The sequence below is a fragment of the Cyanobium sp. Alchichica 3B3-8F6 genome (assembly GCF_024346435.1).
GTDB lineage: Bacteria > Cyanobacteriota > Cyanobacteriia > PCC-6307 > Cyanobiaceae > Cyanobium_A.
The window spans coordinates 143,952-163,027 of the sequence record NZ_JAGQCZ010000001.1; the positions used below are offsets into that span (position 1 = coordinate 143,952).

22 protein-coding genes and 1 pseudogene are annotated in these 19,076 nt (G+C 65.9%); 15 read left to right on the top strand and 8 right to left on the bottom strand.

The genetic code is table 11. The annotated features are described in order from the left end of the window. The first annotated feature begins 222 nt into the window (after positions 1-222). Positions 223-1,272: a hypothetical protein gene (locus KBY65_RS00835; RefSeq protein WP_255000128.1), complete on the top strand. Its 1,050-nt coding sequence runs from the start codon at positions 223-225 to the stop codon at positions 1,270-1,272. A 136-nt stretch (positions 1,273-1,408) separates the two neighbouring features. Next, a pseudogene (locus KBY65_RS00840) lies at positions 1,409-2,659 on the top strand (cytochrome P450). Here the strand turns inward: KBY65_RS00840 and KBY65_RS00845 are convergent. Further along, complete coding sequence (locus KBY65_RS00845; protein WP_255000129.1) at positions 2,643-4,442, bottom strand: hypothetical protein; 1,800 nt, start codon at positions 4,440-4,442, stop codon at positions 2,643-2,645. The pseudogene KBY65_RS00840 and the gene KBY65_RS00845 sit on opposite strands and share 17 nt — an antisense overlap. 33 nt (positions 4,443-4,475) lie before the next feature. Beyond that, positions 4,476-6,953, bottom strand: a complete 2,478-nt coding sequence (locus tag KBY65_RS00850; protein WP_255000130.1) for a GumC family protein — start codon at positions 6,951-6,953, stop codon at positions 4,476-4,478. 174 nt (positions 6,954-7,127) lie between these two features. Here KBY65_RS00850 and KBY65_RS00855 point away from each other — a divergent pair, with 174 nt between their 5' ends. The 7 genes from KBY65_RS00855 to KBY65_RS00885 all read left to right on the top strand — a co-directional run bounded on the left by KBY65_RS00855 (position 7,128) and on the right by KBY65_RS00885 (position 11,068). Continuing rightward, on the top strand, positions 7,128-8,231 hold the full coding sequence (locus KBY65_RS00855; RefSeq protein WP_255000132.1) for an SLBB domain-containing protein: 1,104 nt from the start codon (positions 7,128-7,130) through the stop codon (positions 8,229-8,231). A 1-nt stretch (position 8,232) separates the two neighbouring features. Further along, a complete protein-coding gene (locus KBY65_RS00860; RefSeq protein ID WP_255000133.1) occupies positions 8,233-8,706 on the top strand; it encodes a dual specificity protein phosphatase family protein in 474 nt (157 codons plus the stop codon). 422 nt (positions 8,707-9,128) lie between these two features. After that, the gene (locus KBY65_RS00865; RefSeq protein ID WP_255000136.1) at positions 9,129-9,287 is read left to right on the top strand and encodes a hypothetical protein; all 159 of its coding nucleotides are present in this window, start codon (positions 9,129-9,131) and stop codon (positions 9,285-9,287) included. A 161-nt stretch (positions 9,288-9,448) separates the two neighbouring features. Continuing rightward, complete coding sequence (locus KBY65_RS00870) at positions 9,449-10,066, top strand: transposase family protein (protein WP_255000137.1); 618 nt, start codon at positions 9,449-9,451, stop codon at positions 10,064-10,066. Beyond that, a complete protein-coding gene (locus KBY65_RS00875; RefSeq protein WP_255000139.1) occupies positions 10,060-10,353 on the top strand; it encodes a PIN domain-containing protein in 294 nt (97 codons plus the stop codon). Before KBY65_RS00870 ends, KBY65_RS00875 begins: the two co-directional genes overlap by 7 nt. 205 nt (positions 10,354-10,558) lie before the next feature. Continuing rightward, positions 10,559-10,855, top strand: coding sequence for a hypothetical protein (locus KBY65_RS00880; RefSeq protein WP_255000141.1), 297 nt, complete (start codon positions 10,559-10,561; stop codon positions 10,853-10,855). A 78-nt stretch (positions 10,856-10,933) separates the two neighbouring features. Next, the gene (locus KBY65_RS00885; protein WP_255000143.1) at positions 10,934-11,068 is read left to right on the top strand and encodes a hypothetical protein; all 135 of its coding nucleotides are present in this window, start codon (positions 10,934-10,936) and stop codon (positions 11,066-11,068) included. A gap of 49 nt (positions 11,069-11,117) precedes the next feature. Here the strand turns inward: KBY65_RS00885 and KBY65_RS00890 are convergent, their stop codons facing one another. The 5 genes from KBY65_RS00890 to KBY65_RS00910 form a co-directional block, all read right to left on the bottom strand. Further along, positions 11,118-11,468 (bottom strand): hypothetical protein, encoded by a 351-nt coding sequence (locus KBY65_RS00890; protein WP_255000144.1) that lies wholly within the window; start codon positions 11,466-11,468, stop codon positions 11,118-11,120. A gap of 219 nt (positions 11,469-11,687) precedes the next feature. Next, a complete protein-coding gene (locus tag KBY65_RS00895) occupies positions 11,688-11,957 on the bottom strand; it encodes a hypothetical protein (protein WP_255000146.1) in 270 nt (89 codons plus the stop codon). Between the two features lie 143 nt (positions 11,958-12,100). Further along, positions 12,101-12,472 carry an integrase core domain-containing protein gene (locus KBY65_RS00900; protein WP_255000148.1) on the bottom strand — a complete coding sequence of 124 codons (372 nt, stop codon included), beginning with the start codon at positions 12,470-12,472 and terminating at the stop codon, positions 12,101-12,103. Between the two features lie 21 nt (positions 12,473-12,493). Continuing rightward, a complete protein-coding gene (locus KBY65_RS00905) occupies positions 12,494-12,847 on the bottom strand; it encodes an IS3 family transposase (RefSeq protein ID WP_315860007.1) in 354 nt (117 codons plus the stop codon). A gap of 133 nt (positions 12,848-12,980) precedes the next feature. Beyond that, positions 12,981-13,223 (bottom strand): hypothetical protein, encoded by a 243-nt coding sequence (locus KBY65_RS00910; protein ID WP_255000151.1) that lies wholly within the window; start codon positions 13,221-13,223, stop codon positions 12,981-12,983. 134 nt (positions 13,224-13,357) lie between these two features. Here KBY65_RS00910 and KBY65_RS00915 point away from each other — a divergent pair, with 134 nt between their 5' ends. The 3 genes from KBY65_RS00915 to KBY65_RS00925 all read left to right on the top strand — a co-directional run bounded on the left by KBY65_RS00915 (position 13,358) and on the right by KBY65_RS00925 (position 17,645). Then, the gene (locus KBY65_RS00915; protein ID WP_255000153.1) at positions 13,358-14,320 is read left to right on the top strand and encodes a LysR family transcriptional regulator; all 963 of its coding nucleotides are present in this window, start codon (positions 13,358-13,360) and stop codon (positions 14,318-14,320) included. A gap of 90 nt (positions 14,321-14,410) precedes the next feature. Beyond that, positions 14,411-16,306, top strand: coding sequence for a single-stranded-DNA-specific exonuclease RecJ (gene recJ, locus KBY65_RS00920; protein ID WP_255000155.1), 1,896 nt, complete (start codon positions 14,411-14,413; stop codon positions 16,304-16,306). Position 16,307: 1 nt separating this feature from the next. After that, complete coding sequence (locus KBY65_RS00925; protein ID WP_255000157.1) at positions 16,308-17,645, top strand: chloride channel protein; 1,338 nt, start codon at positions 16,308-16,310, stop codon at positions 17,643-17,645. Here KBY65_RS00925 and psb30 read toward each other — a convergent pair. After that, positions 17,624-17,731 (bottom strand): photosystem II reaction center protein Ycf12/Psb30, encoded by a 108-nt coding sequence (gene psb30, locus KBY65_RS00930; protein WP_094559277.1) that lies wholly within the window; start codon positions 17,729-17,731, stop codon positions 17,624-17,626. The two genes, KBY65_RS00925 and psb30, sit on opposite strands and share 22 nt — an antisense overlap. A 127-nt stretch (positions 17,732-17,858) precedes the next feature. Between psb30 and KBY65_RS00935 the strand changes: the two genes are divergently transcribed. From KBY65_RS00935 to KBY65_RS00945, 3 genes are read left to right on the top strand one after another with little or no spacing between them, the layout of a single operon-like run. Beyond that, complete coding sequence (locus tag KBY65_RS00935; protein WP_255000159.1) at positions 17,859-18,245, top strand: YkgJ family cysteine cluster protein; 387 nt, start codon at positions 17,859-17,861, stop codon at positions 18,243-18,245. Between the two features lie 20 nt (positions 18,246-18,265). Further along, positions 18,266-18,619, top strand: coding sequence for a TMEM165/GDT1 family protein (locus KBY65_RS00940; protein ID WP_094559278.1), 354 nt, complete (start codon positions 18,266-18,268; stop codon positions 18,617-18,619). Between the two features lie 15 nt (positions 18,620-18,634). After that, positions 18,635-18,967: a TMEM165/GDT1 family protein gene (locus tag KBY65_RS00945; RefSeq protein ID WP_094559453.1), complete on the top strand. Its 333-nt coding sequence runs from the start codon at positions 18,635-18,637 to the stop codon at positions 18,965-18,967. Positions 18,968-19,076 lie beyond the last annotated feature (109 nt).

The following is a 19,076-nucleotide window of genomic DNA, read 5'->3' on the forward strand; positions in this document are numbered from 1 at the left end:
CTGCCCCGCAGGCTGACGCCGGGCGGCGCTTGGGTTAGTGCATGGCTCCATGCAGCCTTTGCATCCTGCGGATGTGCAGCAGGCGCGCTGCGTACCTTCGCATCATCTCCCGAGATCGCCCATGCAGACGTGTGAGGCATCGCAGCAGCGATGTGCAGCGCTGCTGCCGAAAGCACGGCTGCCATAGCCAGTTTATCCGCCGTTGTGGCGCAAAGACTGTATGTGCTTTCAGGCTTTGATCCGCGCGGTGCTGCTCCCCTGCATCGCCTGCTCAAGCAGGTGTTTCCTATTGGCGCCCGGCCGAGGCAGCAGGGATGGCTGAGCCGCTGGCCGCTGGAGCCAGCTGGTGCTGCGGCCGAGTTGGCCGGCGAGGAGCTGGTGTGCCTCCACTGGGATGACATCGCCCGCCGCCATTGGCCGCGCCAGCCCCTTGCCCTCTTGGTAGACGGTTGGGGTCTCTACAAGTGGTACCTGGGCAGTGGGGGATTCCCTCAGGTGGCCCGCCTGGCACCAGGTGCAGCGTTCACCGGCCTCTATCCGGTGTTGGTGGTGTTGCTGCTGGCGGCGCTGGCGTGGGCTGCGGCCTGGTTGGCCGGCGGGATTGGCGGGGTCTGGTGGGCGCTGAGCGCGGCTGGGGTGGTGTTGGTGCTGGGCTGGCAGCTGGCTGAGCGTGTGGCGGTGGGCTGGCTATTTCGCACCCTGCGCTTCACCCACCGGCTGGCGGAGGAGCGGGTGCCGGAGCTGCCGCAGCGGCTGCGGGTGTGGGCCGACCAGATCGTGGCCCTGGAGCAGCGGTGTCCCGCCGCGGAGCTGGAGCTGGTGGGCCACAGCTGCGGCAGCTTTGTGGCGGTGATGCTGGCGGCCGAGTTGCGGCGCCGGCCGGAGGCGGCAGCGCTGGTGCAGCGGCTGTCGTTGCTCACCCTCGGCCACAACATTCCACACCTGGCCCTGTTGCCCGCCGCCAGCCCCTTTCGCGCCGATCTGGCCCAGCTGCTGGAGCAGCCCCGTCTGCCCTGGCGGGATTGGAGCTCCGCCGACGACTGGCTCTGTTTTGCCGGGGTGAATCCCTTGGCCGTGGTGGGGCTGGCGGATGGCGCCGGCAACTATCCAGAACAACTGCTGTTGCCGTTGGCCAACCGCCGCGGGATTCCCGCCGGGCTGCGGGGCTTCTGGGGCCGCTTGAGCCAGCAATTCCAGCTGCATTTCGACTATTGGCAGTGCTTGCCGCACGCTGGCGGTGGCGGCCACTCCAGGCCTGCAGGCCATGGATGATCTGGCCCACGGCTGGGTGCCGCCCCATCCCGAGCCTGGGGATCCGAGTCGGCCGTTTTGGCTGCGGCTGTGGCGTGGTTTCCACTGCTGGTTTGCCCTGTTGTGCCGCTACGACTACGAGCTGCCGCTGGGCTCGATGCGTTTCCTGGGGCGCCAGTTTTTCGTGGTGAACGCCCCTCAGCCGGTTCGTCGGGTGATGGTGGATGAGGTGGAGGCATTCCCAAAACATCCCTACACGGCCTGGACGCTCCAGCCCTTGATCGGCGAAGCGATCTTTTCGGTGAACGGCGCGCAGTGGCAGCAGCAGCGACGATTGGTGGATCAGGCCTTTCAGCTGGCCCAACTGCAGCGAGCCTTCCCACGCATGGCGGAGGCCTGCGCGGCATCGCTGGCGCGCCTGGCGCCCCTGGCCGATGGCCGGCCGGTGGAGATCGATCAGGAGATGACGCTGGTGACCGCCGATGTGATCGTGCGCACCCTCACCTCGGCCGCGCTCAGCCCGCATGAGGCGGCACCGATTTTTGCGGCCTTTGCCGCCTATCAGCAGCGGGCGGCCCGGGCCCTGGTGTGGCGGCTGTTGCGCTGGCCGAAACAGGTGCTGGAGCAGGGATTGCTGCAGGCGGCGGCGCCGATTCGCGCCTGGATGGCCGCAGCGGTGGATCGCCGCTTGGCCTGCGCCCAGCCCCCCAACGACATGCTGCAGGCCTTGATTGAGGCTCGCGATCCAGCCAGCGGTGCGCGCTTTGGCCGTGACGCGCTGGTGGATCAGCTCTTTTTTTTGTTTCTGGCCGGCCACGAAACCTCCGCCAGCTCCCTGGGTATGGCGGTGTACCTGTTGAGCTGTTGCCCAGAGCTGCAGCAGCGGCTCCGCCAGGAGCGCCAGGCCGTGCTGGGCGACTCCAGGCGCCCGCTGGCCTATGCCGACCTGCGCCAGCTCGAGTGGCACGCGGCGGTGTTCAACGAAACCCTGCGCCTCTACCCCCCGGTGAGCTTCTTCATTCGCGAGGCCAGCCGCAACACCGAACTGGGCGGCCAGCGCTGCCCCATGGGGGCGCTGCTCACCATCTCCCCCTGGCTGATCCAGCGCCATCGCGACCATTGGCCCGATCCCGACTGCTTCCGGCCCGAGCGCTTCTAGAGCAGTGCCGACGATCGAGAGCTGCGGCTGGCTCGGGACGCTTTCCTGCCCTATGGCCTGGGACCACCCAAGTGCCCGGGGGCGGCGTTTGCCCAGCAGGAGGCGGTGTTGGTGTTGGCGGAGTTGCTGGAGCGGTTCACGGTGTTGCCAGTGCCGGAGCACACGCCCGACCTGGTGGGGCGGCTGACGCTGCGCTCCCGCAATGGCATCCGCGTGCGGCTGGTGCCCCGGTTCAAAACAGCACGCTGATCCGCGTGCCCACCCGCACCTGATCGCTGCTGAGCAGGGTGCCGAGGTCGAGCAGGCCTGCGGCGGTGCTGGCGTAGACGTCGACAAAGGTGTTGGGGTTGGCCAGCCAGCGCAAGGCCACGGTGCCATTGCTGCTGCTGAAGTCGGAGGCCACCAGGTTGGCTTCCGGGATCAGCTGCCAGTGCTCCCCCAGCTGGATGTTGGCCGCCAGGCCAAAGCCCCAGGGGCTCTCCACGCCACTCCAGGCCAGCTTGGGGCCAAGGCTAATCGCCAGTGTGTCGCTGGCCTCCCAGGTGCCCATCCATTCGCCAAACAAGTAGCCCTGGAAGTTGTCGCCGTTGTTGCGGCCCAGGCTGATGCGGCCGGCACCGGTGAAGGGAGCCCCGCGCAACTGGCTGAAGGCCACCAACTTGCCGCCGATGCGCGTGTTGAAGCCTCCGTTGTTGGCGTAGGTGTCAACGAGGGCATTGCGCGGCTGCACGTCGTTGAACACACCGCCGTTGAACAACTCGAACTGGAAAATGTTGGAGGCCGACCAGCCCAGAAACCCAAACACGTTGCCGCGGCTGTCGGCGTTGGCCGACACCTGCCAGCTGCCGGAGGGCGGCACCCAGGCCGTGTTCACACTGAGTCCGCCGATGCTGAAGGAGCGCTGACGCGAGCTGAGCGGGCCCTGGGGGGTATCGGGTTCACCGGGATTCCAGCGGAAGCTGGCGCTGTAGAGGAGGCGGTTGTCGGAGGGCAGGGCCAGCAGGGCCGTGGCCGGGGTGGCACCGAAGCCATTGGTGAGGGCGCCCTGCAGGCTGATACGTGGATTGAGGATCACATTGGCGCCCAGGTTGATGATGGGCACCCGCGCAAACTCCAGGGCGCTGTTGAAGCTGTTGTGGCCGGGGCCCAGCGGCACCAGCACCGAGCCGAGCAGCTCCAGTTCTGGAAGCACCCGCCAGCTGGCTCCAGCCCCCAGGGTCACATTGGTGCCATAAAAGATGCCGCTGCCACCTTGTCCGGCGCCTTGGCTGACGGGCAGGACGCTGATGCCCGGCACCAGGGTGAACTGCAGGCTGTCGGTGGCCCGCCAGCTGAGGGGAAGGGCCAGCGAGCCCACCACGTTGTTGGTGTAAACCTTGCTGCCGGAGTTGTTGAAGATGTTGGCGCCGCCGCTGGAGCCACAGCTCACGCTGCCGCCGCAGCCGCTGGCCACCGTGAACAGCTCCAGCGAACCCTCCAGGGCCAGCTCCCAGCCGGGCCGCTGGGGCCAGAGCGGCCGATCCCCGGCCAGCCGCACGCGGCTAGAGCCGCCCAACACCTGCCAAAGATTGGCCACCGGGTTGGCCTTGCCGGCGATCGCGGCGTAGAGCGGGTCGTCGGCCTGGCTGGCAAAACCCGACACCATCCAGCGATCGCTCAGGCTGAAGTCGGCGCGCACGGCGTAGTTCTGGTTGCCGGTGCCGCTGGATTCACCGAGGCCATCGGCCCAGATCTGAGTGAATCGCACCTGCAGCTGGGCCTCGTCGAGCCGGTTGGCGGTGGGCACCGCCAGGCCGAGCTGCAGCGGCGGCCCCAGGGCAGCGGCAGAGCGCAAGGTGGCAAGGTCGAGCGGGGCGACCTCCTGAGCAGGAGCAGCGATCGGCGGATCGGTTGGTTCTTCGATCAGCTCATCGGCGGGCATGAGCTCCCAGCGCGGGGCCTCGGCCTTGGCCTCGGTGTCTGGCTCAGGCGGGATGAGTTCCCACTCCAGGGCATGCAGCGGCGCAGCCAGCCAGCCGGCTGCTGCGGCCATGGCCGTGATCAGGGGCCAGCCACGCCTTGGCATTCAGCGATCAACCCACCGCACGAAGCGGCGCCACTGGCCCTGGGCACGAGCCAGGGGGCCCGATGGCGTTGGGCCGTTGGCATCCGCTGGCGACGGGGTGGGTTCGCTGGTGGCGTAGTAGGCATAGGCGTTGCCGGCGTTGTAGGCGCCGTAGCCGTAGCTGGAGCCATAGCCGTATTGGCCGTAGCCATAGCCATAGGCCGGGGCACCATGGCTGTTCTCCTTGATGGCGTTGGTCACCAGTCCCAGGAGGGGAGCTCCGGAGCTGCGGATCCGGGCCACGGCTTCGCGGGGCAAACCGCGGTCGACCCGATCGAGGCTCACCAGCAGCATCAGGCCATCGAGTTGCTCGGCGAGCAGGGCGGCATCGGCCAGGCCGAGCACTGGCGGAGTGTCGTAGAGGATCAGGTCAAATACCTGGCTGGCAGCCAACTCGGCCACCAGCTGGTGCATGCGTGGCGAGCTGAGCAACCGCGCCGGATCGGGCGGCCGGCGGCCCGCAGTGAGCACGGTCCAGCCGTCGTAGCTGGGCATGGTCTGCACCACATCGCGCCAGTGCAGATCGTCTTCAGTGAGCAGGTTTGAGAGGCCCACCAGGTTGTTGAGGCCAAGGCGGTGGTGCATCTGGGGCTTGCGCATGTCGGCATCCACCAGCAACACCCGCTGGCCCATCTCAGCCAGGGTTTTGGCCAGCAACACGTTCACCAAGCTCTTGCCCTCGGCGGGGATCGAACTGGTGAGGGCCACCGAGCGCAGGGGCTTGTCGCTGTTGAGGAAGCGCAAGCTGGTGAACAGGTTGCGGAAGGCCTCCTGATAAAAGAAGCGCTGGTAGCCGCTCAGCTTCAGCAGTTCAGCCGCTTCATCGGCTGGGGCCGCTGATTCGGCGCCCGTTGCACCGGCGATGCCCCGGTCAAGCTCTTCGAGCAGAAAGCGCTTCTGCTCACGCACCCCCGCAAAAAAGGACACATGGGGGATGTGGCCGAGCAGGGGCTGCTGCAGCTCCTCGCGTAGCTCGGCCGGGGTGTGGAACACGTGATCGAGCCGATCGCGCAGCAGGCCGGCACCGGCCCCAGCCACAAGCCCCAGCAGGGTACCGAGCGCCAGGTTGCGCGGCACCGAGGGACTCACCGGATCGGGGTTGATGGTGGGCGGAGCGATCACCCGCCAGGGCACGCTGCGCTGGGCCAGCTCGAGCTGGAAGGTTTCGCGGGTTTTGAGGAAGCTGGCCAGGTTGTCGTTGGCGATCAGCAGGTTTTGCTGCAACTGCTCGTATTGGCGGATCAGCTGGGGTTGCTGACGAAAGTCGGCATTGAGCTGCTGTTCCTGCTGGCGAGCCGTGGCTAAGCGGGCAGCGTTGAGGCCCAGGGCCGAATCCACGGCCTCGAGTTGGTTGCGGCGTAGCAGCGGCAACAGCTGGCGGCGGCGCGCCTCCAGCCCCTGCACGATCGAGGAATCAGCTGTGAAGCGAGCGCGGGCATCGGCCAGCTGCTGGTCGAGCTTGGTGAGCTGCTCCAGCAGCCCCTGGTTGGCATCAGCCACGCTCAGGCCCTGGTTTTGGCCGCCCCCAGCGGTACTGGGGCCGGTGCCGATCGCCTCCTGAAAGCCGGTGGCCGTGATCGTGCCATTGGCAATCGATTGGCGAACTGCCTGAAGCCGGCTGCGCTCGGCGTTCAAGGCCCGCACGGCATCGCCCTGTTCCACCACCTTGCCGCGCAGGGCGGTGCCCTCCTCACTGGGTTGCAGCAGGTTGTGGCGTTCGCGAAACGCGGCCAGCTGCTGCTGCAGCTCGGCGCTGCGCTGCTGCAATTGGGGGGCCTGGCGGTCGAGGAAGTTGATGCCATCGGCCAGCCGCTGCTGCCGCTGGGTGAGGGCCGCCTGCAGGTAGGCGGCCGAGAGATCGCTCAGCAGGCGTTCGTCGGCCACCGGATCGCGGCCGGTCACGGTCACGTGCAACACCCCTTCGGCCTGCTTGTTGCGCTCGCCACCGGGGGCAATGGCGATGCGGTCGGCGAGTTGGGAGGTGGTGAGGTTGAAGCGCTGGGCGATGGGCTGCAGCAGGGCCGGGCTGCGCAGCACCTCGATCAGGGTGGGCAGATCGGCCTGGGTGGTGTTGCGGGCGAGCTCTTCAAACACGCCGCCCTGGAGGGCGGCACCGGTGGTTCCGCGGCTCTCATTGTTGATCGGGTCGCTGATCAGCAGCGAAAAGCTGCCCTCGTAGACCGGCCGAAACAAGCGCTGGTAGGCGGTGACCAGCAAGCTCAGGCCTACCACCCCAGCGGCCGTAACCGCCACCCACTTGCGGCGGCGGCGTAGGGCGCGCCAGAGCTCGCGCAGGTCGATCTCATCATCGCCACCACCGATGCCCCCAGAGGCCGCTGCCGCAGGCCCGTCCGCCAACTCGCGCACCTGCACCCACTGGGTGGGCTCCGGCAGGGGCGCGCCCGGCGAAAAGCCTGGCCGGGAGATGAGATTGGACACGCGGCTCCAGTTGATGGATCCTGTTTAAGCGGAGCCGCCGGCCTGGGGGCGGCATGCCTAGGGCGCGCATAGCGCTATGCACCGATTGACCAGTTGAACAAGAGTGTGGCCTGCTCCATTTAGACGGACTTGGATTGAAGTGAGTGCATGCTGCCCCAGCCGTTGTCATCGCCCGTGCGTGGCTTGCTGGCGGCCCCGCTGCTCTCGGCGCTGGCGTTGGCCCAGATTCCGGGGCTTGCTGCCATGGCGCAGCCCCAGCCTGCTGCCGAGGCCGCCCAAGCTGGAGCAGTGCCGCTGGGAGCTGTGCAGGCTCTAGCCGACGACGCATACATCCTCGGCCCGGGAGATGTGCTCGGCCTGCAGATCTTTGATGCCCTCGAGCTGTCGGGCAACCTCGATGTTCTCAACGACGGCAGCGTGTCGCTGCCATTAATCGGCAGTGTGCGGGTGGTGGGGCTCACGTTGAGCCAGGCCCAGCAGTGGTTTTCCACCCTGATGGCGCGCCAGCTGCAGCGGCCCGAGTTGCTGCTGCGGGTGGTGAGGCCCCGGCCGATCCGGGTGGCGCTGGTGGGCGAGGTGGAGCGGCCTGGCATCTACTCGCTCACCACCAGCGAAACCGCCCAAACCGAGGGTGGCCCCGCCCTCACCCTCAGCGGCCTGCCCACAGTGGTGGATGCGATTCAGAAGGCCGGCGGCATCACCCTCAACGCCAACCTGCGCCAGGTGCAGCTGCAGCGGCGTCTGCCGGGGGATGCGCCGCTCTACAAGCGGGCGCGGCTGGATCTGCTGGCGCTGATCCGCGAGGGCGATCAGCAGCAGAACCCCTTCCTGTTTGATGGCGACACGATTCGAATTGGCAAAGCTGAGCAGCCGGTGGAGGAAGCGGTGGAAGTGGCGGCCGCCAACCTCTCACCCCAGCAGATTCAGGTGAATGTGGTGGGCGAAGTGGTGAGCCCCGGGCGCATCCAGGTGCCCGCCAGCCTGCCGCTGGTGCAGGCGGTGCTGGCGGCGGGCGGGCCCAGGGCTGGCCGGGCCAGCGACAGCAATGTGGAGTTGATCCGCATCAATCGCAACGGCACGGCCGCGCGTCAGCGTTTCCGGCTCAACCTGGCCCAGGGCGCCTCCAATGCCCAGAACCCGCCCCTGCGCGACGGCGACACGGTGATCGTGAACCGCAGTGGCATGGCGGTAGCCACCGACACGATCAGCGCCGTCACCACGCCGCTCACCGGCCTGGCCAGCATCCTGGCCCTGATCGACATCGTGAACCGCAACTGACGTGGCCTCTGTGCCACCAGCTCCGCGTTCGCGGTTTCGCCTGAGTTGGCTGCTGGCCCATGAATTGGCGGTGGGGCCGGCCCCTGCGGCCGAACGCCATCTCGATCGGCTGCAACAGGAGGGGGTGGCGGCGGTGCTGAGCCTCTGCAGCGAGGAGGAGGCGCCCCCTCCCCCGGGCCTGCAGCAACGCTTTGCCTGCGGCCGCTTGGTGTTGCCCGACCATCGCACCGCCCGGGCAATGGAGCTGGCGGAGCTGGAGCAGGCCTTGGCTGTGCTTGCCGAGCTGCGTGAGCGCGGCCCGGTGTTTATGCACTGCGTGGCGGCGATGGAACGCTCGCCGCTGGTGTGCATGGCCTGGCTGGTGACCCGCCATCGCCTCAGCCCCCAGCGGGCCCTCGACTACCTGATGCAAACCCATCCGGGCACCAATCCCTTGCCGCAACAGCTCGCCCTGCTGCGGCAGCTTGCGGGCTGAAGCGGATGGCTTTGCCCCAAAAGATGCAGGATTTGCATGATTTGGATAGGTCTACGCATTCTGATATGCGCAGCTGGGATGAACTGCGTCTGCATGAGGCTGCTGCGGAAATGATGGGGGGCTCCAGGCTCGTGGTTGCTGGAGCTCCTGCTCGCACCCGGTCAGCACCGTTTACAGGATTGGTGTGTCTGTTGTTCCGCGCGCGTCCCCTGCCATACCTGCCACGGCGCGCTGACGTCAGCGAAGATCTGCACTGCTCGCTGGTCAACGCGCTGGCCGCACTACCCAATGACGCATCTCCACACCACAACGGGTATGTTCACCCTTGAAATCCGTCGTCTGGTTGGTGAGCTGGTATCGACAGTTTTATGGCATCTGAACAAACCGCGCAGCCCCAACCCAAAGTCGCCCTGATGACTGAGGTGGGTGCCGCGCTGAAGCTTCTTGCCGCCGGAGGCGATTTTGCGGATGGGGTGATCGCTTACAGCAACCCAGCGCTGGGAAGTGAACAGTTCACGACGTTTGCCAGGGAAGCGGCACGGCTGCTGGCTACCGCCGGTGAGCCCGTGCTGCTGCTCTGAGCGCCGCGCCACTACCACCACCACCACTCCTGCTGCAGCGCACACCGCGCCTGGCTGGCCGTTCGAGCTGATGTGCCCCCAGGGCTGTTTCAAAGTCCATCACAGGCGACATTGCCGGGGCTGTCAGCATGGGTTGAGATCGGCGGAATCGCCTCCTCCTTGTGCTTAAAAGCGCATCCGCCGCAAGCGATCTCGACCTGATCAGCTGTCTGAGGTCGATCCCTGATTCGCGGATGCGACGCGGCGTTCGGTTTCCGGCCTGGTATCTGCTGCTGGTGGCCGTGCTCGTAATCCTGAGTGCCTGCCAGAGCTTGCGGGACCTGGAGCGATTCGCCATCCGCCACCACGCCGTGCTCACCGAGGCGCTGGGCGTGGAGCTGCGGCGGCTGCCATCGGATTCCTCATCCCGCTACTTCTTCCAGCAGGTGGATGTGGCTGCGCTATGCACGGCGATCCGTAACTGGACGATCGCCCAGATTCCAGGCGGCGCAGTGGATCTTGATCAACTGGTCTGTGATGGCAAGACCTTGAGGGGTTCGCACGAGCCCACCGCTGGTGGCGGCTCGGCGTTCATTGCCAAGGTCACGCTGTACTCCGCCGCCCTTGGTGTGGCGATCAGCCAGGCCTGCTACCCCACTGGTCACAATCACGAGCGGGCGATGCTGCGGCAGCTGCTTGGCGAGCTGGATCTCGAGGGCGTGCTCATCCAGACAGACGCGCTCCATACCCGGCACCCGTTTTTCGGCAGCTCCAGGAGCAGGGGGCCGACTTCGTGCTGACGGTCAAAGCCAATCAGAAGATGCTGCACCGCCAGATCCGCAGCCAGTTCCAGGGAAAGCGCAAGATCCCTTTCATGGCTTGGGATCACGAGATCAGCCATGGCCGCAACATCAGCTGGACGCTACGCACCAAGCAGGCCCCTGATCAGATCACTGAGGCCTGTCATTCCCTCTCGTTGGCTGATGCCTGGATCGCGGCGGCCGCGCAGCATGTGGGCGCCACCTTGCTGCACAAGGATCCTGAGTTTCGTGCCATCGCCAACCTTCCGCAGGAATGGCTCGGTTGATCGCCAGAGAGGAGGACGCGGTAATTGAGGCCTGGCCATCAACTCGATCCGCACTTCCACGGATGCCCTTGTTAGTACAGGCGTTCTAAACTGTGCCCAGGGTTTGGGCTGGCTACGGTGTTGCTTGGATTTGACCGTCAAGGCTGGATCACGGTTTTCGCCGCCCTGCTCCTCGCCCTAATCACGCTTTTTACCAATTACGCCCATGTCGACCTCCTGGGAGCCGCTTCCGTCGACCTACCGCAGCAAGCAGGCATTCCTTGCATCGCTGCCGCCGTGGCGACGGCTCTTGCAGAAGCTCAATTGGCATCCAACCGTAGAGCTGAAAGTGCAGCGTTACGAGCTGGAGCAGAGGATGCGGCAAATGAGGAAAGAAGACGAGCGTCTGAAGAAAGAAGACGAGCGGCTCGACGAGCTCAGCAGCAAACTCAGTGCAATCTTGTCCAGCTCCGACACCAGCTCGACCCCTCGGAACGCAATGCCAGGCGAGTCCGAGATGTGATCTCGCTGCTGGAAGAGTACGGGGGAGTGGCTTGAGCTTTCTTGTCCTGCCGCGGCGCTCAGGCCCCAGATCGACGCCATGGAGGCCGCCATTCGTCGTCAGGACGCATCCGGCGCCCTCGACCTGCTGGAGCAGTTGGTGCCCGAGTGGCGGCGGGGCGGAGATAGCGGCCAGTCCAGGGCGACAAACCCAGTGGAGGTTGTCCAGGGCTGAAGGATGCTGCGGCTTGCGGTCTTGCTTGGGTTTAACCGTCAAGGCTTGATCACGGTCTTCTGTTCATCAGATCGGAATCAAACACAGCGGCACCATCAGCCCGTTTGCGCTGGTGACGGCGGGCCTCCCGGCGGCTGAACTCGCTCACACTCGGATTGCTCACCACCGGATCCACATGAGCCACCTGCTGCCACAGCTCCCGCGGTGCCCAACGGACGCGGTGCTCGTGCTTGCTATGCCGGGTGATGTGGCACCAACGGCTGGTGCCGCAATCAGGGCAAAACAGCTCTTCCAGCCATTCGTTGTTGAGAACCAACACTGGATGGGCCTGAATCGCCAGGCGAGCGGTCTTATCGGGCACGCCCCGCTGTTTCAGCTCTTCTGAGGTCAGCAGATGCAAGTAATACTTTCTGCCAGTGCCACCCAATTGTTGGTCGGGGTGGGCTGGGCAACGCAAATCGCGTCGTTTTGGGCGCCGGCGAAATCCCGCTTCTTGGCCGCTGCCATGGTCAACCGAGAAAAATATGCCTGAATCCTTCAGAATTTCATCCGTGCTCGAAGGCATTCTGGCCTATCAGGGCAGACCAGGAAGACCCTAGCCAAATCACGCATAGCCAAATCACGCATAGCCAAATTCATCTTGAGCCGCGGCCAGCGAGCTCAATTCTTTTTTATCCAAGACATCTTGAATACGCAAGATCAGCGACTCCGCAATGCGCACATAGCGCTTTGCATTGTCTTTTGCCCGCTGATCTGAACAAGAAGAGCCAAGCTCGGCAAGTTCGTTGAGCTTTTTTGAGTGATACATAACCAAGGCACACATATTGACTACGAGTTCGTTGAACTCATATGTCACGACAAAGGGGCGATCCAGTTCGTTGTCGAGCATGGATGAATCCTGAAAACACGGGGGATGGAGAATAAAAGCGGGGGGGGGCGGGGGGGGGGGGGGGATGTTAAAGCCGAACATTTGATAATTCTTAGCTTGGCGCCATGGAAAGACATGGGCATGAGCCATGAGGTGGGTGCCTTTTATTGGACAGTTCCGGCCCCTGACATCGTTAACCCCGGGCGGGTGGAACAGGGTTCGGCCTCAGTGTAGGCCGCATGGGGAGTTCGACCTCCCAGTGAACTGTGGGGTCTTACATGGCAGTACCTCCACAGGAAGTGAGCCAGATTGATTTCGGCGTCCCAGCCATCGCTGTAGGCACGCAGGTAGACCTCCTCGTACTTGAGTGTCCGCCACAGCCTTTCAACGAGGATGTTGTCGTAACAGCGCTTTCGGCCCGACCAGCTGATCTTGATCTCCTTAGCCTGCAGCCGGGCCACAAAGTTTCTAGAGGTGAATTGGCAGCCCTGGTCGGAATGGAAGATCTCCGGCCTGCGGCCACTGCTGAGGGCCATCTCCAGGGCCTCCAGGCAGAACTACGTGTCAAGTCTGTTGGAGAGCCTCCAGCTGAGCACATGCCTGGAATGGAGATCCATGATCCCCACCAGGTAGAGAAAGCCTTTCTGTAGCGGGATGTAGGTGATGTCAGTTGCCCACACCTGGTCCACCGCTGTGATCCGCCTGAGATCGACCAGGCAGGGAAATCGCTCTGATGGCGACCCCGGCGTGGTGGTTCGGGGTTTCTGGTAGATCGCCCGTAATCCCATGCGCTGCATGAGATTTCGGATTCGGTCACGGCTGATCGGGATCCCTTCTCGGGCCATGTAATTGACCATTCGGCGGCTGCCGCTGCAGGGATCCTCCAAGTAGAGCGCATCGATCCTGGCCATGATTCGCAGCGTCGATTCACGCGCTGGCGAATGCCAGTATAGCGTGAATCACGGCAGGCCCAGCAGCCCACACTGACGGCTGATGCTGAGCTCAGGGTGGTCGTGATCGACCAGCTTGCGCAGTTCATGGGCATCAGAGCAGCTGAGACTTTTTTTTGAGCCACTCCAGCTCCATCTGCAGCCGCCCGATCTGCTGGAACAGCTCTGCCTCCTTGGCCTGCCCCTCCTCCTTGTCCTTCGTCTTCTTGCCTCTGGTGAACAGCTCGCTGGCGCCCTCCAGCAGCTGGCGCTTCCACTGGCTCACCTGGATCGGGTGGATGGACCGTCCAACCAGAGAGCGGGAGAGGGAAGGAAAGCCGTGGGACTCAAACCCCATCTTGCCACCCGAAAAGCGAATATTGTTATGCACAACGCAAATAAACCCAGTGCAGCCTATGCGGATTTGGCATTTTTTGGAAAAAATAGCGCAATTTTGCAGCGTAGATGCGACTATTCATATCTAGGAGATGGATGCAGCTAGGCATTCTCCCCTCTCAAGTCGCCATTCCTGTTGTGTTTGACGAGAGCGTCCTCTCCGACCTCGATGTGCTGGATCACATCCAGGTTTTTGGCAGCACGGTAAAAGTGGCCGAACAGCTGGGGCTTTCCCAGAGCAGTTGTTCGCGGCGATACCGGTTGCTCAGCGACCAGCTCGACCTGGGCTTTGATCGAGGTGACGACGGCTACATGCCACGCCGCAACTTTGACGTGTTGTCGGCGCTGCGCGAGGCGTCCCAGAAGCTACGCGTTCGCCGGGCCGTGTTGCGCTGCTCCAAAGGCTGGCAATCTCCCGGATTGGATCTGCCCTTGGGGTGTAAGCAGCTCCAGATCTCCTCCATGAGCACGGACCGAGCACTCTCGCTGCTCGACGACCGCCTCGTCGATGTGTGGTTTGGTGGCTTGCTCGAATGTCAGCCCCTGATTCCTGCTGCGCTGGAGGTCTTGCAGGCCAACCGCCTGGCCCTAGGCCAATGCCTGCTTGCGATTCCCCTGTTGAGATGGGAGTACGTGTTGGTGAGCCATCGCAACCATCCCCTTCAAAGGTGCTCCAACATCACCCCGGACGATTTAGCGCTTTATCCATCACCAGCCCTACCCATGGGGGTGTCACCTCTCTTCACCAAAGCCTTGCAGCAGCATGGCCTTTCCAGCTGCCCCTATGGCGGCGCCGACTACGACGCCCATCGTTGGGAGGATGTTGCCACTGATGGCCACAGCCTCACAGTGGTGCCGCCTCATCGCCTCGCCGAGCTTGAGTCCAAACTCGGGGTGGTGCCTTTGCCCTACCAACTGGATGTCGAGGAGGTGATGGCCTTCATCGGCCACCGTGATGTGATTGCCGATCCATCGTTTCTCAGATCCTTCCAGCTGCTCAAAGGTGTCCTGCGCACCTCGCCGATTGGACGCTGCATCGCGGTGCAGTGGCTGCACTGATGGCAGGGTGAACTGCCTGCATTGGGCCTGAGCAGGGATGCATCCGCACGGCAGGCGCCGCACAATGGCGGGGCCCCGGTTGCGCCGTCGTTGCTGCCTGCCCTTGATCAGCAACGCTGGCACCTGCCTGGCCCCCTGGCGCCCGAAGGACTCTGCCAGGCGCCAGCAGACAATCCGCTGCCGGAGGCCTTGCTGGCGGTGCTGAGCCGGCGCGGCTTCAACACTGCAAAGGCGATCGCGGCCCTCTTGGATCCGCCCGCCGCACCGCCGGCTGGCCGCCACTTCCCCGACCTGGCCAAGGCCGTGGCCCGGCTGAAACAGGCCTGCAGCCAAGGGGAAGCGGTGGCCATCTGCGGCGACTACGACGCCGATGGCATGACCAGCACGGCCCTGCTGGTGGGAGTGCTGCAGCGCCTGGGGGCCCGACCCGTCGCGGCAATCCCCAGCCGCATGGACGACGGCTACGGCCTCAACGCCGCCATGGTGGAACGGCTGGCCGAGCAAGGCGTGGCCCTGCTAGTGACGGTCGACAACGGCGTCTCAGCCCTGGAGGCCCTGGTGGGGGCTGAGGCGCTCGGCGTCGAGGCGATCCTCACCGACCACCACACGATTCCCGATCCCCTGCCGCCCCACCTGGCCCTGCTGCACCCGGAACGCACGCCACCCAAGTCGCCCTATCGCGGTCTGGCGGGCGTTGGCCTGGCCTACGTGCTGGCGGCGGCCCTGTGCCAAAGCCTCAAGCGGGCCGATGGCCTGCAGATCGCCCTCAATCTCTTTTGCATCGGCACGATCGCCGACATGGCGCCCCTGGTGGGGGTCAACCGGCGCTGGTTGATCGACGGGCTACCCGGGCTGGGGGGCAGCCCCCTGGCGGGCCTGCAGGCCCTGCAGCGGCTGGCCGGACTGGACGAGGCCCCGCTCGATGCCCAGGCGGTGGGATTTCAGATCGCCCCGCGGATCAATGCCGTGGGCCGGCTGGGGGATCCCCAGCTAGTGGTGGAGCTGCTCACCACCGACGATCCCGACCGAGCCCTGGATCTGGCGAGGGACTGCGAGGCCCTCAACCGGCAGCGCCGCGACCTCTGCAGCGCCATCGAGGCGGAGGCGATCGCCCTGCTGGAGGCCGATGGTCCCCGGCGTCCCGCCTTTCTGCTGCTGGCTCAAAACCACTGGCACCACGGCGTAATCGGCATCGTGGCAGCGCGGCTGGTGGAGCGCTTCGGGTTGCCCGCCGCCCTGCTGGCCGGCGAGGGGCAGGGCCGCCTGCGGGCCTCGGTGCGGGCGCCCCGGGGCTTTGCGGTGGACCGGGCCCTTCAGCACTGCGCCCCGCTGCTGGAGCGCTTTGGCGGCCACCCTGCGGCGGGGGGGTTCACGGTGCGGGCCGAACAGGTGGCAGCGCTGCACGAGCAGCTCAACCAATTGGCCGACGCCTGGCTGCAACAGGCCGGCCAGGGCACCCCGGTGGAACCCGAGGCCCTGCTGCCGTTCGCCCAGATCGACCGCGACTTCCACCGGCAGCTGCAGCGGCTCGAACCTTTTGGTATCGGCCACCCCCAGCCAGTGTTCTGGAGCCAGGGCTGCGAGGTGGCCAGCCAGAAACTGCTGCGCGGGGGACACCTGCAGCTGGAGCTGCGCCAGGGTGAAGCTGGCCTGCGGGCCATGGGCTGGCGCTGGCAGGGCGAGGCCAACCTGCCGGGGCGGGTGGATGTGGCCTACCGCCTGGCGCTCAACAGCTGGCAGGGGGAGGAGCGCCTGCAACTTGACTTGGTGGGACTGCGGCCCAGCGCCGGCGGGGCGAGCGGCAGCGATGAAGTGGTGCTCAAGCGGCGCGACCGCACCTACTGGTGCCGCCGCGAGGGGGCCGGCCTGGTGGTGCGCAATGCGGCCGGGGATGAACTCACCAGTGCGGAGGGCAGCAGCCATGCCCATCCCTATGTGCGGGCCCTCATCCAGGATGCGGCCATCGCCTTGGGACTCGTTGCCTGAGATGGCCTTCCCCCTGCTCCGCCCCCCCCTGCGCACCCTGCTTCAGCTTCTGCTGATCGGCGTGCTGGTGGGTCTGGCCTGCTGGCCCCTCAACCTGGTCGACCGCGCCCAGGACCTGCTGCTGCTGCAGCTGCCCGGTTTCCGGGGTGGGCACTGGACGCCCCAGAGCCTTGCCCTGGCCTTCGCACCGGTGCTGGTCATGCCCCTGCTGCTGTGGCTGCAGGCTGGGCCGCTGGCCCTGGGCGCCGGCTCCGGCATCCCCCAGACGATCGAAAGCCTGGAGCATCCTGCGCAGGCCCCACAGCTGATGAGCCGCGGCCCAACGCTGGCGCGGATGGCGCTCTGGAGCACCGCCAGCCTGGCCCTAATGCCCCTGGGCCGGGAAGGGCCGGTGGTGCAGGTGGGCGCGGCCGTGGCCCATGGGCTGCGCCGCCGCTTTCCCCGCTTGCTAGGCGCGCTCGCGCCCGAGAGCTTGATGGCGATCGGCGCCGGCGCCGGCCTGGCAGGCGGGTTCAACAGCCCGCTGATGGGGATGGTGTTCGTGCTGGAAGAGCTCACTGGCAGCTTCCAAACGTCGGTGCTTTGGCCTGCGGCGGTGGTGTGCGCCGCCGCCGCCCTCGTGAGCAACCTCAACGGCATCTCGATCTTCACCCTGGGCCTGGTGCAGACCCCTCAACCCGAGTGGCAGCAGCTGCTCTGGGCCCTGCCGGTGGGGATCGGCGGCGGCCTGCTGGGCGGACTGCTCAGCCGCCTCCTCTGGACTGGCACTGCGCTGCTGCGCCAGCGGGTGCGGCAACGCCCCCTGACCTGGGGGCTCGGGCTGGGCCTGGCCCTGGGCCTGATCGCCTTTGCTAGCGGTGGCTGGAGTGGTGGCGATGGCGAGGCGCTGATGAGCCAGCTGCTGGACAGTCAGGGGAGCTTGCCCATCCCGGGGGAGCCGATGAGCATCGCCGCCTGGTGGCTGGTGCTGGGCTCACGGATCGTGGCGCCCGTGCTGGCCCTGGCTGCCGGAGTCCCTGGGGGGCTGATTGACCCGGCCTTTGCAATCGGCGCCCTGTTCGGCAGCGGCTCACTCGAGCTGCTCGGCGGCGACGCCCAGCTCGGCCTCGCGTTGGGCATGGCAGCAGGATTGGCCGGAGCCACCCAGCTGCCGCTGATGACGGTGTTGTTCGCCCTGCGCATGCTGGGCGATCAGCAATGGCTGTTCGGCATCCTGCTCAGCGCAGTGGTTGGAGCCAGCGTTGGTCGCCGGGTCCAACCCGAACCGATTTATCACGCCCTCTGGAAGCTGGGCAGGATGCCAGAGCTGGCGTTGGATCAGAGCGCGCCGCGGCGGTAGAAGAGCACGAAGATCACGGCCGGACCGGCTAGGGTGATTAGGGCGAGGGCGGCGAAATTCGCGATCAGATGAAAGTCGATACCCATGGTGGTGGCGGCTGAGAAGCGGCAAACGCTGCGACCACAGGGTAGGCGCCGCGCCCGCCGCTCCAGGGCTTCGGCTTGGCTCTGTGACAGCTTGTCACAGCGGCGGCGCGGGAATCACTGTGGCTGAATGGACAGCAACCGCGACCGGCCGATGGACCAGGAGAAGTGGAGCTGCATCAGCGGTTGCGGGGCCTGCTGCCGCCTGGATCCGAGCCTGCGGCAGGAGGCCATCGACGCCCTCAGCCCCGCTCAGCAGGAGCAGTATCTGGCGATGGTGGGCGCCGATGGCTGGTGCATTCACTTCAACACCGGCTCCCGCAGCTGCCGGATCTACGCCGACCGCCCCGATTTCTGCAACGTCGCCAACCTGGTCAAGCTGTTTGGTTCGCCCGAGGACCCCGGCGCCGGCGACCGCCTGGCGATCGGCTGTTGCCTCCAACAGATCCGCAGCGAATACGGAGGCCGTGGCAGGGTGTTGCGGCGCTTCCGGCGGGCCATCCGACAGCGCCCATGAGCACGCCCATGAGCACTCCCATGAGCAACGACAGCGAGCTCCCCAAACCCGCCCCAGCCGGCACCTGGGGTGCGGTCTTTTTGACGACCTTCACCACGGTGTTCCTGGCAGAGCTGGGCGACAAGACCCAGCTCGCCGCCCTGCTGCTGTCGGCCCAGTCGGGACGTCCGGTGGTGGTGTTTGTGGGGGCCTCCCTGGCCCTGATCAGCTCCAGCCTGGTGGGGGTGCTTCTGGGCCGCTGGCTGGCGCGGGTGATGCCGCCGCAGCAGCTGGAACGCCTGGCGGGAATCCTGATGGTGGCCCTGGGGCTCTGGCTGGGCCGTCAGGCCGTGCTGGGGCTGGTGCCCTCTCCCTCCGAACTCCCCCTCAGCTGAACGACCGTGTCCGCCCTGCCGCTCGCCCTGCTCGCATCCACCTTCGTCACTGTGTTCCTGGCCGAATTGGGGGACAAGACCCAGCTGGCCATCGTCACCATCAGCGGCACCTCGACCCGCCCCGGGGCGGTCTTCGCTGGTAGCTCCCTGGCTTTGGTGCTGGCCAGCCTGCTGGGGGCAGCGGCGGGCGGATCCCTCTCGGCCGTGATCCCCACCAATGCGCTGCAACTGGCGGCCTCGGTGGGCTTCCTGGTGATCGGCGTGCGGCTGATCCAGCGCTCCAGCGGCGAAGAGGGCGAAAAGACCGTCGCGGCGGCCGCCGCGGCTGAGGATCCCTCAGCCGACTAACATTTGAAATGAAGGTTTTGGTGGCCGTGGGCATCGCTCCGAGCCCAGTCCGCCATCAGCCGCCTTCATCCCCTCGCCGCCCGCCCCTGCAACCCGGGGCATTCCTGGG